Source organism: Priestia endophytica, assembly GCF_026790145.1.
Taxonomy (GTDB): Bacteria; Bacillota; Bacilli; order Bacillales; family Bacillaceae_H; genus Bacillus_I; species Bacillus_I endophytica_A.
Genome location: NZ_JALAMS010000014.1, coordinates 120,246 through 133,857 on the forward strand (window position 1 = coordinate 120,246; position 13,612 = coordinate 133,857).

The following is a 13,612-nucleotide window of genomic DNA, read 5'->3' on the forward strand; positions in this document are numbered from 1 at the left end:
GGGCAACTTTAATAAGTATACGGTGAAGTTAGATCTTTAGTGAAATTGATCTTAAAAAAGGGGTTTTTACGATGATTGACAATCAAGAAGTGCTCTTTTTTCGAAAAGAGCTGGCCCGGTTGCTGGACGACTATAGGAATTGTGAAAAACCTTCATTAAAAAAAGAAATTTCAGAAGATATTTCCTTATTAAGCGAAGTCATATACGGTGATGAACACCCTCCACACTCTCTCTGATCATACACTTTTGTGAATAAAAATCTCGTTTAAGTTGGCTGAAAATGAGATTTTCTCTCTTCCTCTTCTCTTTTTTATTGTACTGTGTGACAGTTTCCTTTATAATGAAAGAATATTCGCTAAATATCTCTAAAGTGGGGCTATGGTATAATGGGATTACGCTTGACTGGCAGTCAAGTAATGCGAGTTCGATTCTCGCTAGCTCCATTCTTTCTCCCCCTTCTTATCTGTAAAAAGATGAAGAAGGGGGATTTTCATTTCTTCATGATAAAAGATTGAAGCTCTTTTTTCTTATTTGTTTACTAAATACCGAATATCACTTAATATTTTCCTCTTATCAATTGGTTCCTCCGAGTAAGCCATATCGTAAAGGGCTCTAATTTTGTTATTTTCATCGATTAAATACATCGTTGTAGAATGAGAAAGAAAATTCCCTTCTCCTTTTTTGTACTGCATTTTTAAATCATCTGCAATTTTTTTCGTATCCTTTAAAGAGCCTCTTAACCATTTCCATCCGGAAGAGTCCGCCCCAAAAGATTCCGCATATTTCTTTACAACAGATGGTGTGTCTTGTTCTGGATCAAGTGAAATAGCTACAAGTTCTACCTTTGAAGCAAAGATCTTCTCCTTCTTGAGCTCTGCTTGTAAATCTTTAAAATCAGCCATTGTTAACGGACAAATATCTGGGCAATTTGTATAAAAAAAAGTGGCAAGCTTAACTTTTCCGCTCTTAAAATCATACTCTCCACCATGGACATTTTGTAGTGCTACACTTTTTATTCCATCTAATACGGGGAGTTTTTCATTCTTTGGCCAAAGCCAATAAACAAGCACAAAAGCAACCATACATATGCTTAGTAAAATGAACAATCGATGCTTTTTTGTCATGATATCCACCTTCTCTTATCTAATTAAGAAGCTAATGCTTTTTCTTTAGCATTTTTAGAGGCGGAAGGTTTTTTTGTTGTTTTTTATGCACACGTATAATTCCCCACATGCCTTGTTCAATGTCCCAACGAATATTCCCAGAGCGGTACATATAATCACCAGGAAAGTTAAAAAAGCTTCCTGCTCCGTAATGCAGCTGAATATCAAAGGCGTCTCCTAAGACAATATGATCTCGGATGGACTTCACTTGTGAGAAAATATCTTTGTCATCTGTGTTCCAATAGTGACCATGCACATGAAATCCGTGGGCGCGTCTTCGTTCAGACGGATTTGCAAAGCGAATTGTAATAGGATCTCCAGGATAAGCCTCAAGAATTGGTGTAGACGGATCTCCATGTACTTTCGAACTAAATAAGTCTTTTAATACAGGAACCTGGTTAAGTCGATTAATTAATCGTTCTGTCCGGTAGTTAAACCCTCTTGACCCATTATCATACGTATCAACAAGATCCCCTATTTCCTCTGGATCTACGCCACCTAATATACCGTCAACAGGGTCAATAATTAACTTTCCGTTTTTATCTACTAATCTAGCTCCATCATACATAATAAGCGCAAATTCCCGTGTAGTCGGTAAAAAAGGCTGCTTTATAATAGCTCGATCTGTTGTAATAACAGGTTTTAACGTTTTCTGGCTTAATAATTGAGCCCCTCTTGGTTCCGCAATAAACATCCCGAACGTCCCTAACGAGCGATGATTGCGAATATCGGCCATATCCCACATTCCGCATGCGCCAAGAGGAAGATCAACATACCATCGATACGTAATCTTCTCACCAGGTCCAACGGTCTGGTCTGGATTAAAGCCAACTGTTTCTCCTGCCGAAGATTTCACATCATATTGAATAAGCTGCGGATGCAACGAAATCCGGACAGATGGTGGATAAAATGCCTGCTCTTTTACAGGAGGATATGGCCAAATCCCATCAGGAAATGGGAATTCATCGAATTCTAGTCGGCTTTCTAAGTTAATTTCCACCACATCACCTTGATTTGCACGGATAATGAGCGGCTGAATTTTTTTCTTTCCAGCTAAAATAGCTTTTACATCTTTTCTATGTGCAAAGACGATACCAAACGGGTCTTTTTCGCCCCATTTGCTGTAAGGAATCGGGATATGAAACGCAACAATATCAAAGCGCTTCACAGGGGCATTAGGAGGTGCATCTACTTCAACAAGTTTTGCTTTTTCTGGCGGTTTTCCTGTGCAAACAGGTAAAGGCTTTGTTCGCTTTGGCGGATCAGACCTATCTGGAAGAGGAATAAGAAAATCTACTTCCTCGTCAAATGCACGCACTAGCCCCCAGCAGCCGTTCCACAAATCTTCTTCTGTTTCAAACGTCCAAAGATAATCTCCTGAATTTGGCACAGTCAATTCGAATGTAAAGGACTCAGATATTCCAATATGTTCTTGACAAACAAAGGATGTTTCACTATCAGGCCGCTCTGCTTTCCAGCGTAAACCATGCATGTTAAAACTGTGAGATTCTTCTTGAGATCCTTGCAGTACGCGAATTCTAATAGGGTCTCCTTCATAGCAGTTTAAAATAGGTGTGACGGGATCTCCGTTCACAAAGGAGCTGAATGAATAAGCGGGATCACAGTCTTTTCCTAAGCGAAACTGTAGTGGTTCATTTTTATAGTTCACTCCGAACAAACCAGGGTCATCTTCAGATCCAGGAAATTCCGGTGCTTCAAGTGGACAACCGTTTTTATCAAATAAAAGGGTGAAATCTTGGACCATTAGGGCAAAATCTCGATAATCTGGAATTAAAGGATGTGTGATAGTCACTTGTGCGCCTGACTGTACTTCCTCCCCTGTTTTCGAATCTAACACTTTTGAAAATCTTGCATGCACATTTCCTGACCCAAATACACCATGTTGCTGATGAAAGCCCGGAAAAAGATGGTCATGAAAAAACCATGCTTTCAGTTCTGTGTCTGCAAAATATTCATAGCGAATTGTTTCACCAGGAAGAACGCTTGAATCATAATTCCAGCCAACATTAGCTGCATCGCTTACTAAAACATCAAGTTTAACAAAGTGAACGTGAAAGCCTACTTCGTACGTTCGCGTAACAAGCTGAAACGCATCTCCACCTGCTACTTCATTAAGGCGATTTGTAAAGTTAACAGATATACATGATCCAGCATTCATATGAAGAATAAGCGGTTCTGGTTCCTTCCGTCCTGCTAAAATGTCATCTATATCTTCATCAAGAACGTAAATTCTTCCTTTTGGGTCATTCCATCCTTCTCGGTTATAGACAAGAGGAATTTCAATAAGAGAAACATTGAATTCCTGCACAACAGGATTTTCTTCAATAATACAAGGATCTGCAAAAACAGCTCCTGGTCTTGCAGTAGGAACAGCTGCATTTCTCTCAAGCTCTGTTAACCCACGTCCCCCAACAATTCCAAGTGGCGGCCTTGGTGCTTTACAACCTACTTTTCCTGGAATAAAGTTAGGAAACCCTGGTCTTTCTTTCGTTGGTTTAGGTGGACTAGGACGATCTGGCAAAGGTTGAAGCGGTTTAATTGGAATTCCATTTGGATAACATTGACTTCCGTCTTGAAGAGTATCAAAAATCCGATTAATTGCCCACATGCCAACCCCAAAGTGAGGATACAAGTGACAGTGAACAATAGCATCTCCAATCGCTTCTTGAAGGGAGCCTAACCCGTAAAGAACATCAATTGTATACCAGTTTTGTGGACTAATAGATTGAGCATCAAATATAACAGAATCTGTATTTAGCGGATCCCTAAACCATGTATGAATATGGTAATGAAAAACATGCGTTTCTTTTACACCACCATGCACAAGTCTAAACTTTACAGGATCTCCCTTGTACCCTCGATAAATAGGAGTTGCAGGATCTCCAAATACCCATGAATCATGATGAACTTCCTCTCCTTCACAATCCGGACATACAACTCCTTCTTCAATTAGCTTTCTACGGTTTTGAAGGGGTTCATAACGATAGTTAATCGCATGAGTAGATTCTCTTTCTTGATTTGTGACAGGATCAAGAGGCCTGTTTCCTGTAATATCTTGCGTTGGCATTTCATCATGAAAAATAAAGCCAAACTCTCGAAATGATGGAGCAAAAGGGTGATGAACATCTGCAATAGCTCCACTCTTTAAAGGGCCACCTGTCACAGGATCTGTCCAGGTGGATCCCGTTTTTTGCACGAATAAAGCTCCAAACAAGCCATTGATATTTGTGCCATCGTCACTGCTATCAGGATCTCCTAAGTCAGAAAAAAAATAGATTCCCTCATGATTTGCTGTTAAACGATAGAGAATCTGCTCTCCAGGCTTCACAAGTGTATTCGGATTAAATCCTACATTTGCTCCGTCTGAATTTAATACATCATAGTCTGCTTCTTGAAAATGCATCCCTGCTGAGGTTTTAATTTGATTTTCAAACAAAATCTCAATTGTATCTCCTTTATTGGCTCGAATGCAAAGTGGTTCAACTAAGTCAACAGGTGTAAACGGGTTTTTATCGACAGCTTTTCTCACTTTATCAACATTTTCTTTTAAGATATACATTTTCCCATGTTCGTTGTGATCTCCAAAAGTGTTTAACACAATGCGAATGTCAATAGCTACCACATGGTAAAATCGTTTCATATATCCTCCCCCTTTTACATATCGTCTCTTAATTCTGGAATTGGCGGCAGTCCTTCTTGTTCAATATAAAACACTTCAATTTGGTGAATATGAATAGACCAAATTCGGTTCTCTAATTCCCCAATTGTTGTTGTTTGAACATCTACTACAACATTGTCTCCTACTACTGCTGTAATCTCTCCAATGAAGACGAATGGAAAAGAGGGTGTTAATATAAATACTTGACTCCCAATCCCTCTCTCAAACTCTTGAATAAGCGCTTCATCATGAATCTCATTGTTTGAAGGTAACTGTATTTCTGTGACTCTCTCATCCTCGTCTATCATTCTCTCATCCATTACTTTTTCCTTTTTTTCATACTGCTTCATCTGATAACTCCCCCCTGTTATTTTCCCTGTCCTTATGTAAGCGGTATTCTCGCATCACAATCAAAATTAGGGGTAAACTGGGCAATTTTCTCTAAAGGAATACTTAATGGTGTTGGAAACTGGAAAAATGGAGCAGTTACCATTTTAATTGTGACAGGGAATAATGTGATATTTCCTTGTTCAACGCTAAAGATGGTTCCGCAAAAGATCGGTCGAAATGCTTGCCCAAATAAATTCAGCTGATCTGATTCTGTGATAATTAGAATGGATTCTCCAATTAATCCTTGTAATTCATCGAATAATGGATCTTCGACAGCTTGCACGTCTACACGTACAGGAGCTTCTAGCATTCTTTGCTCTTTTCTTTCTACCTTGTCTTCTTTTTCTATCTTCTCTTCTCTCTCTACTTTATCTACTTTCTTTTCGCCAAAACGATACTTTTCCTGTTCTTTATACTCACTCTTTTTCTTTCCCTGTTCCTTTTTATTTGATGACATGAAAAGTCCTCCTTTACTTCCCTACTGGTTACCTTCCTTATGTGAGAAACGTTTGAATACATGCGAGAATAAACTAGTAAGCCTTATTGTGTTAACGTATTTGATATCTTTCAAATTAATACGCTCTTTTTCTTTTAAAAAAGTAAGGGTGAGCTGCTGATTTTCGGCGCTTAAAATTTTACCTATTTTTCGTACATTCTCATTAAGGTGCACCGTCACCCATGTTTCCTGCCAAGAATCTAAATTCGTTTGAAGCGTTTCTTCAAAAAATTGTTGTCTTAAAATATCCCGTTTTGAAATGGTTTCCCCAAATTCATACAGTAATTTATTTCGTAAATTATTATCAAAAATATAATGTTGATGGGTATTAGAGTAGTTTGGAATCCCAAACGGAATGTTCGCAGATTCAATCACAGGATAAGGAATCCATTTTCTTTCCTTTAAATTTGTAAGCATTACAAAATCTCGCCCAACTGTACTCACTTTACCTTCTGTGTAAAGTGATTGAGTTCCACATTTAAAATAGATTTCAACTTGCTGATTTCTTTTCGATTTAAAAAACTTGCGGTATTTTAAAGTTTTCCCTCGTTTTTCATCTTGCTTAGAAATATTAAATAAATTAGCTCTGTCAATGTATTCCATTAATAACCGTGTTTCTTCCGTTGTTGTAGGTGTTGTTGGCGATGTTAACCCTTTTCCACTTTGACTGTTGAACTCGTTAATAATATCGTTTTTTAGCTCTTCGGTTTCTCGTTTTTCTAACAGTTTCTTTCTATATTCATCTAACCGAATTTTTTTATCTTCCATTTAGGCTCCTCTCCTGACGTGAGTATCACACTCTAAATGAGTAAAGAAGTAGACTTGCTGTAACGATGACGAGAACGGTGCTAAACAAACTAAACATCACTATACTTTGTTCAACAGTATATAGAGATTCAGAAGGTAAATTACATAAGGAAGGGTTTTTCACAACAGCGCCAAACATCGTTCCCATTATTCCTCCTACAGTCCCTTGAAAAAAACCTGAAAGCAAAGATTGAAACTTTACAAGAGCTCCAAAAATAATTCCAAGCATCCCGCTTATTACAAGCACGAGAATAGACATAACGATGGAACCATTTTTATTCAAAAATTCAATGACTATTCCTAATGCAAAGCTCAACACTCCACTTGCACACATCGCCATAATCATTCCATATCGATCGCTAAATATTTTTCTTTTCTTGTGCATCATGATATAAAGGAAAGCACCAATTAAACAATTGAGAATAAGCACTCCATAAAGAAAGAAACCCATATTTTACTCCCTCCTTTAAGCTATGTACGTTTGGCAGAAAAGAGGAGCAAAAAAAGACTACATATAAAAATGAGTTCAATAAAAACCAAAAAGAGAAGATTGTTTTGAGAGGCTGCACCAACCATCGGAGCCATAACTCCCATCATCAATCCATTAATCATTCCTGTTAATAACGTTTGATAATCAAATAACCCTCCAAAAAGTGCTCCGACAACCATTCCGATAACGGTTGTGATCATTGTTACCCAAACAAAATGTAAGGGAAATTGATAAATTAAAATGATGCCTGTCACAATAGCAAAGAAGCCTCCAGCTAAATTTGAAATATTCATTCCTAACTGAAACCCAATAAGTTTTCGAATTTTAAAAAGGAAAAGATAAGCAGAACCTGTTAAAAGAAGATTGACACAAAGCAAAAAACCAAGGTTTTGAATCAGCAAGTATATCACCCCAACAATGTGCATCATTCTTTCCCTCTTTATGTTGAGTTCCCTCTGTCTCCCCTTTATTCCCCACTGAGGAAAAGTAAAAGCACTGAAGTAAACTCTATAAACAATTATGAATAGGAGGCTTGCCTTATTCTTCAATATTTTCTATTTCGGATTAAAGAGTATAACAGTACTCACCAAAAACAAAAAGAAAACTCCATGCAAGTACCTTCTATTCCTTGTAGACATTTTTATGATAATCCGGGTCACTATGGGATATTCGCCCAACCAGATTCACCTATTCACCATATATTAGGTGTATGAATTAAGGAGAGGGTGTTTATTATTCGATATTCCAAACCTATAAATCTTAAGAGAAAACGTGAGGTAATCCCTAAAATAGAGAGAGAAGAAGAATGCTTTGATTGTAAACCTGGAGGAACAGAAGATGATTTTTGTCTTCCTGATACATGTCCTGAACGGATTATACAGCCACAATTTCCTTCAGCAACAAGTTCTTTTCCACCTAAGCAATTAGCAGAAATCGATGCATGTATAGAAGAGGCAAATGAACTGCTGTTAACGCTTGGACTTCAGCAGGAGGAAGAGGAAGAAGATGATATTCTTCTACAGAACTTGCATAAGTTAAAAGGACAGATGATTGAAGTTACAATAAGTTGTACAGAAGAAGACATAGAGCCTGAAGGAACGTTAACATGTGAAAGCCACTATGAAAAAGTTCATGGGAAATTTATTTATAACGGGATAGACTTTATTATTTTACACACAAAGAATGATGAAACAGTATGGATTCCTTTTGTAAAAATTAGATGGATGATCCAAAAAGAACAAGAAGAAATACTTAATGAAGATCAACCATTGTTAAATATTGATCCGTGTCTCAGAAGAGAAATTACGTTTAATTTCGGTCAAATTGTTCCTAAAAGTCCTTTTCTTTTAAAGCTGTTCTTTCCTTTGCAACTTTCTTTTTTATTAAAAAGTTTTATAGACTGCACTCTTTATGTAAAAACATTTGATAATAAAGAAACTCGAGGGACTTTAGTAAAAGTGACAGAACGCTCTTTATTGATTGAAACTCCAAGAAAAAAACAAGGGATAGACTTTGAAAAAATATGCTTCATTAAGATGAAACAACCAGAAATAGCTTCCTTAAAGTGTTAACCCCTTCAATAGAATAACAACTTAAAAAGGAATCCATTATTGGATTCCTTTTTAAGTTACAGAACGTGCAGTTTCACTTTGCTTCCTTTATGACGGAATAATTCAAACTTCAGATTATCTGTTAAGCCACCTAGTCGTAATTCAACCCTTTTATCGCAAAAAGGAATCACACAGTCTTGAAATCTTATAAACTTTTTCTGGCAATTACAGTGAGATTTATGTTCGCAATTACATGGACGAGGATTAAGCACTCTTTTCTCAACGCACTTACACTCTTTTTGATTACAATGTGGGCAAGTGTCTACTTTATCACAGTCATCGAAACGGGAAAATACCTTTTTTTCTAACCACTTCACGTTTTCAATTCGATTCATTGGAATACTAATTACGGTATGATCTTGCTTTATTAATTCAACAAAATCTATTCCTACATTCTGAATAACTCCCACTATGTCTGTTGAACAATCTTCTACTTCTTCTGGCTCACATCTGAATGTCTTAACATCTTCGCCTACTTTAAATGGTTGTTTTTTTACATAAGGGTGCTCTTTTTTTTTGATTTTCTGCTTCATACTCAACCTCCTCTTTTCTTTTGTAATATATGACATTACAAAAGGAGGTGTTCAATGAAGTCAAGCTATCTCGTGAACATTAAAAAAATCCTTTATCATGAACGTCCCGATCTTTACATTCTAAAGAGTAAGGAGATGTTCGTCCCCCAAAAAGAAGGCTCCCTCCTTATAAAAAACCTTTCTGTTTTCTTTAAGAAACTTCAATTTCTCCATCATAACCCATACGGATATTATTTTTTTTCATATAGTAATACTAGCTTATTGAGAAAAGAGGAGTACGATGTCTAGTAAATCATTCAAAACTAATAGAAAAAAGAAAGTTGTTCATTTTAACGGAAAACGTAATCATTTTGCTCTTTCCTCAGGAATCTCATTTCCGGAAAGTATCAAATTTACCAAAAGGGAAGCGTTTTTTCGATTTTTAAGTAACTATGAAAATATTTTATTGAAACCTACTTCTAATCATAGTTTGCCTACCTTTCAAGTTCTAAAAGATGAGAAAGGTTCTTACAAAGTGCTTACTTCCGAAGGGTCTTTCCTTTTCGTCGACAAAGAAAGCCTATTCACTTTTTTAGCCTCTAAAATCAAGACTCCTTATCTTATTCAACAGTATATCCCCTTCCTTCAAATAAAAAATCGATCTTTTTCTTTAAAGCTAAAAGTTGAAAAACAACCAGAAGGAAATTGGGATATAACAGAAAAATATGTAAAAGTAAAAAGTATATCACAGCAAGAAACAGATATTTTGACCGTAAAAGAGACATTTTCCCTTTTAAACCTTCCGCTTGAAACGCTTACCTCTCTTGATGAGAACATTCTAAAAGTAATAAAAAAACTTGAAAAGAAAGCTCTGAGATATCCTATGTGGGAAATAAGCATTGGAATTGATGAGCAAAAGAAGCTTTGGGTCACAAAAGCAAATTCAAAGCCCCTTCATATTAAAGGACAAAAACAAAATGTTTATACTGTCTTAAAAAGTGAGGAGTCTCTTCAACCTGTTTTACCCCAAACACACGTTATGAACAGTGAGGAAGTTTTATGGAATATACTTGATGAGCATAAAACAATTATTTTAAAGCCTGTTTTTGGAAGCTTAGGGTCAGGGGTTATTAAAGTTTCGGCTCAACCACTTTCTTATCTTATTCAATACCGAAACGAGAATAAGCAATTTCTAACAAAGAAAGAAGCTTTTACATTTTTACAGTCTATGATAAATAATCAAACTTATCTTGTTCAACAATACATTGATCTTGCTACGATTGAGGGACGTCCACTTGATTTGCGTATCATTGTCCAACGAAACGAGCACTCGGAGTGGGTTGTGACTGGAAAGTATGCGAAAGTCGCAAGTCTTGGCTATTTTACAACAAACCTTGCAACAGATGCCGATGTATTGTCGATCGAAGAAGCTGTTGAAAAGTCAGGGCTTGGTCATCTCAATATCACTAAACTTCTTCAAGATTTAGACTCTATTGCCCTTAAAACAGCAGGAAAACTTGGAGATATTTCTCTTCATCAACGGATTTGGGGACTTGACGTTGGTATTGATCAAAAGGGGCGTATTTTCATTATTGAAGTAAATTCCCGTCCAGGTACAAAAGGATTTCGAAAACTTAAAAACCTAGATATGTATAAAACCATTCGGCGCTACAAACAGTTATAACTCCTTCACGGCCAAAAAGCAGCTTTACGCTGCTTTTCTATCCCTTTGCTTCTTTTTTATTTTCCCACGTTACTTGCTCTCTCTTTGTTTCATTTACCGTAAGATGAAACACATCTGGTCTTGCATAGTGGCCAACAACATCAAAATCAAAGCGACTTGCTGCAATTTCCTTTAAATTTAGATCAGCTATTATCATTTCTTCTCTTCCCCATACAGGCTCTTTTATATAGTCTCCAAGAGGGCCTACAATTGCACTTCCCCCCCTGCACATTTCATCAGGAGAAGATTCCAAATCAGAAAAGCATGCTAAATCTTTTGGATACATCTCTTTATTCACATATTGATTACATGAAAGTACAAAGCATCGCCCTTCAACTGCAATATGGCGAATTGTGGATTGCCATACCTCTCTTGCATCTGCCGTTGGAGCAATATAAAGATCGACTCCTTTTGCATACATTGCAGCACGAGCAAGCGGCATGTAATTTTCCCAGCAGATAAGCGTGCCAATTCTTCCATAAGGAGTATGGAAAACAGGGAGCGTGCTTCCATCTCCTTCTCCCCATATTAGACGCTCTGAACCTGTTGGCTTTAGCTTACGATGCCTGCCAAGAAGCTTGCCATCTGGTCCGAAAAATAAAACAGAACAATAAAGCGTGCTTCTGCTTCCATCTCCTTCTCGTTCAATAACGCCAATAATTAAGTAGACTCCCGCTTTTTTAGCTGCTTCACCGAGAATATCCGTTTCTTCACTTGGAACAACAATCGCGTTTTCCAAGTAGCGTAAAAAATCTTTTCTTCCCTCTTCAGAACGACTGCCAACCGTTGCTCCGAACGTTAAGCCCCTTGGATAAGCAGGGATAAATGCTTCTGGAAAGACAACAATTTTTGCCGATTTTTCTCCTGCTTCTTTTGTTAAAGATACGGCTTTTTTGATACTTTCTTTTCTATCCATAATAACAGAAGCTGCTTGTACAACTGCTACTCTCACTTTTTCCATATTTATCGCTTCCTTTCTTTTACGGTTATTTTAAAAGAGAGCGATCATTTTGTATGCATCCAATTGGACTATCATTGACTAATCCAATTTCTAAAACTATAATCAAGAAAAAATAAGGAGCATTCATATGGAATGGAAACTAGATAAAATAAGCAGTACCCCTTTATATCAACAAATTGTAGATGAGCTTGAACGAAAAATATCCTATGGTGAATATACGCCAGGAACACGCCTTCTCCCAGAACGAAAGTTAGCCGAAAAACTTGAAGTGAACCGAATGACTGTTGTACATGCCTACGATGAGCTTTTTGCTCGAGGATTTCTAGAACGAAAACGTGGAAGCGGAACGATTGTTAGTTCAACAAACTGGCGTCGCTATGTTGAAGGTGGGTCTTTTCGAACTTCCTATCCTCTTGTACAAAGGATCCGCGAGATGGCAAGCGAAGGAGATATTGACTTTGATTTAGCAAGTGGCGAACTTTCAAAAGATTTGTTTCCGACAGAGCTTTTGCAACATTGTCTAAAAACTTGCCCTTTCCCAGAAGACTTAAGCTATGTTCATCAACAAGGATTCTTGCCTCTAAGAAAAACGCTCTCTTCTCATCTGAAGGAAGCCTATAGCATTAAAGCATCACCTTCGTCGATTTTAATTACATCAGGCGCCCAGCAGGCTCTCTATCTTATTACACAATGTTTGCTAAGCCCTGGCGATGCCATAGCGATTGAATCTCCTTCCTACCTTTACTCGCTTCCTTTATTCCAATCAGCAGGTTTAAGGATTTTCGGACTTCCTGTTGATGAAAATGGCATCATTCCAGAACATGCCCAAAAGCTCTACAGAGAGAAAAACATCCGTATGATTTTTCTAAATCCAACCTATCAAAACCCAACTGGAACCGTCTTACATAAAAAACGGAGGAAACACATTTTAGAAATAGCTGAGTCTCTTGGCATTCCGGTTGTGGAAGATGACCCATTTAGTTCTCTTTCATTCGGAGAACATCATCATAAACCAATCAAATCATATGATACAAACGGAAATGTTTTGTATATCGGTTCCCTCTCTAAAGTAGCCGCTTCAAGTTTACGAATTGGTTGGATAACAGGACCTGAAGCTGTTATTCAACGGCTTGGAGAAGCAAAACAGCAAATGGATTTCGGACTAAGCGTGTTTCCGCAAACTATCGCAAATGAACTTTTACAATCCTCTTCTTTCCTTATTCATCAACAACATCTTACCCAGCAATTAAAAGAGCGACGAGATGAGATGATACAGGCTTTGAAAGACATATTGGGAGATGAAATAGCTTTTTCCATCCCAATGGGAGGTCTTCATATTTGGGGGCAGTTAAATAAAAAAGCAAGTGATAAACAGCTTGTAGAACAAACGATAAAAAACAAGCTTTTATATATGCCAGGAAGCATATATGGAATGGATGACGGCTACGTTAGATTCACATTTGCACGACTACAAAAGGAAAAAATAAGAGATGCTATTGGACGATTTTCTCAATCGTTGCATTCGTTATAATAGAAACTTTAAAATGAAGATCTTTCCCCTTCATTTTAAAATTCACTCATAAGCAAATGAGAAATTTCATGATACTAAACTACAATCAAATAACACTTGATTTTTTTTACAATCGGACAATTCTTATTCAGTAAACGAAAAATATAATTTTTGTTTACTAGAATCAAATTATGTAAACTAAATAAATTAGCAATTTAGTTTAAAAGTTCTCATTCTTGCGGTAACATAGGGATAAGGTTAATTAGAAAGG

The 13,612-nt window shown here is 37.0% G+C and carries 13 protein-coding genes and 1 tRNA gene; 5 read left to right on the plus strand and 9 right to left on the minus strand.

Annotation, left to right across the window (positions count from 1 at the left end):
• Positions 1-71: 71 nt before the first annotated feature.
• Together MOC86_RS11500 and MOC86_RS11505 are read left to right on the plus strand one after the other, a co-directional pair.
• Entirely contained in the window at positions 72-236 is a 165-nt protein-coding gene (locus tag MOC86_RS11500) for a hypothetical protein (RefSeq protein WP_268584314.1), read from the plus strand.
• Between the two features lie 136 nt (positions 237-372).
• Positions 373-443, plus strand: a tRNA-Ala gene (locus tag MOC86_RS11505).
• 84 nt (positions 444-527) lie between these two features.
• Here MOC86_RS11505 and MOC86_RS11510 read toward each other — a convergent pair.
• The 7 genes from MOC86_RS11510 to MOC86_RS11540 are packed head-to-tail and all read right to left on the minus strand — an operon-like array spanning position 528 to position 7,453.
• On the minus strand, positions 528-1,124 hold the full coding sequence (locus tag MOC86_RS11510) for an SCO family protein (RefSeq protein WP_268584316.1): 597 nt from the start codon (positions 1,122-1,124) through the stop codon (positions 528-530).
• Positions 1,125-1,155: 31 nt separating this feature from the next.
• Entirely contained in the window at positions 1,156-4,824 is a 3,669-nt protein-coding gene (locus tag MOC86_RS11515) for a multicopper oxidase domain-containing protein (RefSeq protein ID WP_268584317.1), read from the minus strand.
• A gap of 14 nt (positions 4,825-4,838) precedes the next feature.
• Entirely contained in the window at positions 4,839-5,192 is a 354-nt protein-coding gene (locus tag MOC86_RS11520; RefSeq protein WP_268584318.1) for a hypothetical protein, read from the minus strand.
• Positions 5,193-5,224: 32 nt separating this feature from the next.
• Positions 5,225-5,689 carry a hypothetical protein gene (locus MOC86_RS11525; protein ID WP_326847724.1) on the minus strand — a complete coding sequence of 155 codons (465 nt, stop codon included), beginning with the start codon at positions 5,687-5,689 and terminating at the stop codon, positions 5,225-5,227.
• A 21-nt stretch (positions 5,690-5,710) separates the two neighbouring features.
• Complete coding sequence (locus MOC86_RS11530) at positions 5,711-6,496, minus strand: hypothetical protein (protein WP_268584319.1); 786 nt, start codon at positions 6,494-6,496, stop codon at positions 5,711-5,713.
• Between the two features lie 25 nt (positions 6,497-6,521).
• Positions 6,522-6,986 (minus strand): hypothetical protein, encoded by a 465-nt coding sequence (locus MOC86_RS11535; protein ID WP_268584320.1) that lies wholly within the window; start codon positions 6,984-6,986, stop codon positions 6,522-6,524.
• A 20-nt stretch (positions 6,987-7,006) separates the two neighbouring features.
• Positions 7,007-7,453 carry a hypothetical protein gene (locus MOC86_RS11540; protein ID WP_268584321.1) on the minus strand — a complete coding sequence of 149 codons (447 nt, stop codon included), beginning with the start codon at positions 7,451-7,453 and terminating at the stop codon, positions 7,007-7,009.
• Between the two features lie 297 nt (positions 7,454-7,750).
• Here MOC86_RS11540 and MOC86_RS11545 point away from each other — a divergent pair, with 297 nt between their 5' ends.
• Positions 7,751-8,596, plus strand: a complete 846-nt coding sequence (locus MOC86_RS11545) for a hypothetical protein (RefSeq protein WP_268584322.1) — start codon at positions 7,751-7,753, stop codon at positions 8,594-8,596.
• Between the two features lie 56 nt (positions 8,597-8,652).
• Here MOC86_RS11545 and MOC86_RS11550 read toward each other — a convergent pair whose 3' ends face one another.
• Positions 8,653-9,168 carry a hypothetical protein gene (locus tag MOC86_RS11550; protein WP_268584323.1) on the minus strand — a complete coding sequence of 172 codons (516 nt, stop codon included), beginning with the start codon at positions 9,166-9,168 and terminating at the stop codon, positions 8,653-8,655.
• A 280-nt stretch (positions 9,169-9,448) separates the two neighbouring features.
• Here MOC86_RS11550 and MOC86_RS11555 point away from each other — a divergent pair, with 280 nt between their 5' ends.
• Positions 9,449-10,831, plus strand: coding sequence for a YheC/YheD family protein (locus MOC86_RS11555; protein ID WP_268584324.1), 1,383 nt, complete (start codon positions 9,449-9,451; stop codon positions 10,829-10,831).
• A gap of 37 nt (positions 10,832-10,868) precedes the next feature.
• Here MOC86_RS11555 and MOC86_RS11560 read toward each other — a convergent pair whose 3' ends face one another.
• Positions 10,869-11,831: a carbon-nitrogen hydrolase family protein gene (locus MOC86_RS11560; protein ID WP_268584325.1), complete on the minus strand. Its 963-nt coding sequence runs from the start codon at positions 11,829-11,831 to the stop codon at positions 10,869-10,871.
• Positions 11,832-11,958: 127 nt separating this feature from the next.
• Between MOC86_RS11560 and MOC86_RS11565 the strand changes: the two genes are divergently transcribed.
• On the plus strand, positions 11,959-13,362 hold the full coding sequence (locus MOC86_RS11565) for a PLP-dependent aminotransferase family protein (RefSeq protein WP_268584326.1): 1,404 nt from the start codon (positions 11,959-11,961) through the stop codon (positions 13,360-13,362).
• Positions 13,363-13,612 lie beyond the last annotated feature (250 nt).

Coding starts and splice junctions, on each gene's coding strand:
- MOC86_RS11530 (WP_268584319.1), bottom strand. CDS start 6,496: ATGGAAGATAAAAAAATTCGGTTAGATGAATATAGAAAGAAACTGTTA.
- MOC86_RS11520 (WP_268584318.1), bottom strand. CDS start 5,192: ATGAAGCAGTATGAAAAAAAGGAAAAAGTAATGGATGAGAGAATGATA.
- MOC86_RS11525 (WP_326847724.1), bottom strand. CDS start 5,689: ATGTCATCAAATAAAAAGGAACAGGGAAAGAAAAAGAGTGAGTATAAA.
- MOC86_RS11535 (WP_268584320.1), bottom strand. CDS start 6,986: ATGGGTTTCTTTCTTTATGGAGTGCTTATTCTCAATTGTTTAATTGGT.
- MOC86_RS11515 (WP_268584317.1), bottom strand. CDS start 4,824: ATGAAACGATTTTACCATGTGGTAGCTATTGACATTCGCATTGTGTTA.
- MOC86_RS11560 (WP_268584325.1), bottom strand. CDS start 11,831: ATGGAAAAAGTGAGAGTAGCAGTTGTACAAGCAGCTTCTGTTATTATG.
- MOC86_RS11555 (WP_268584324.1), top strand. CDS start 9,449: ATGTCTAGTAAATCATTCAAAACTAATAGAAAAAAGAAAGTTGTTCAT.
- MOC86_RS11510 (WP_268584316.1), bottom strand. CDS start 1,124: ATGACAAAAAAGCATCGATTGTTCATTTTACTAAGCATATGTATGGTT.
- MOC86_RS11565 (WP_268584326.1), top strand. CDS start 11,959: ATGGAATGGAAACTAGATAAAATAAGCAGTACCCCTTTATATCAACAA.
- MOC86_RS11540 (WP_268584321.1), bottom strand. CDS start 7,453: ATGATGCACATTGTTGGGGTGATATACTTGCTGATTCAAAACCTTGGT.
- MOC86_RS11550 (WP_268584323.1), bottom strand. CDS start 9,168: ATGAAGCAGAAAATCAAAAAAAAAGAGCACCCTTATGTAAAAAAACAA.
- MOC86_RS11500 (WP_268584314.1), top strand. CDS start 72: ATGATTGACAATCAAGAAGTGCTCTTTTTTCGAAAAGAGCTGGCCCGG.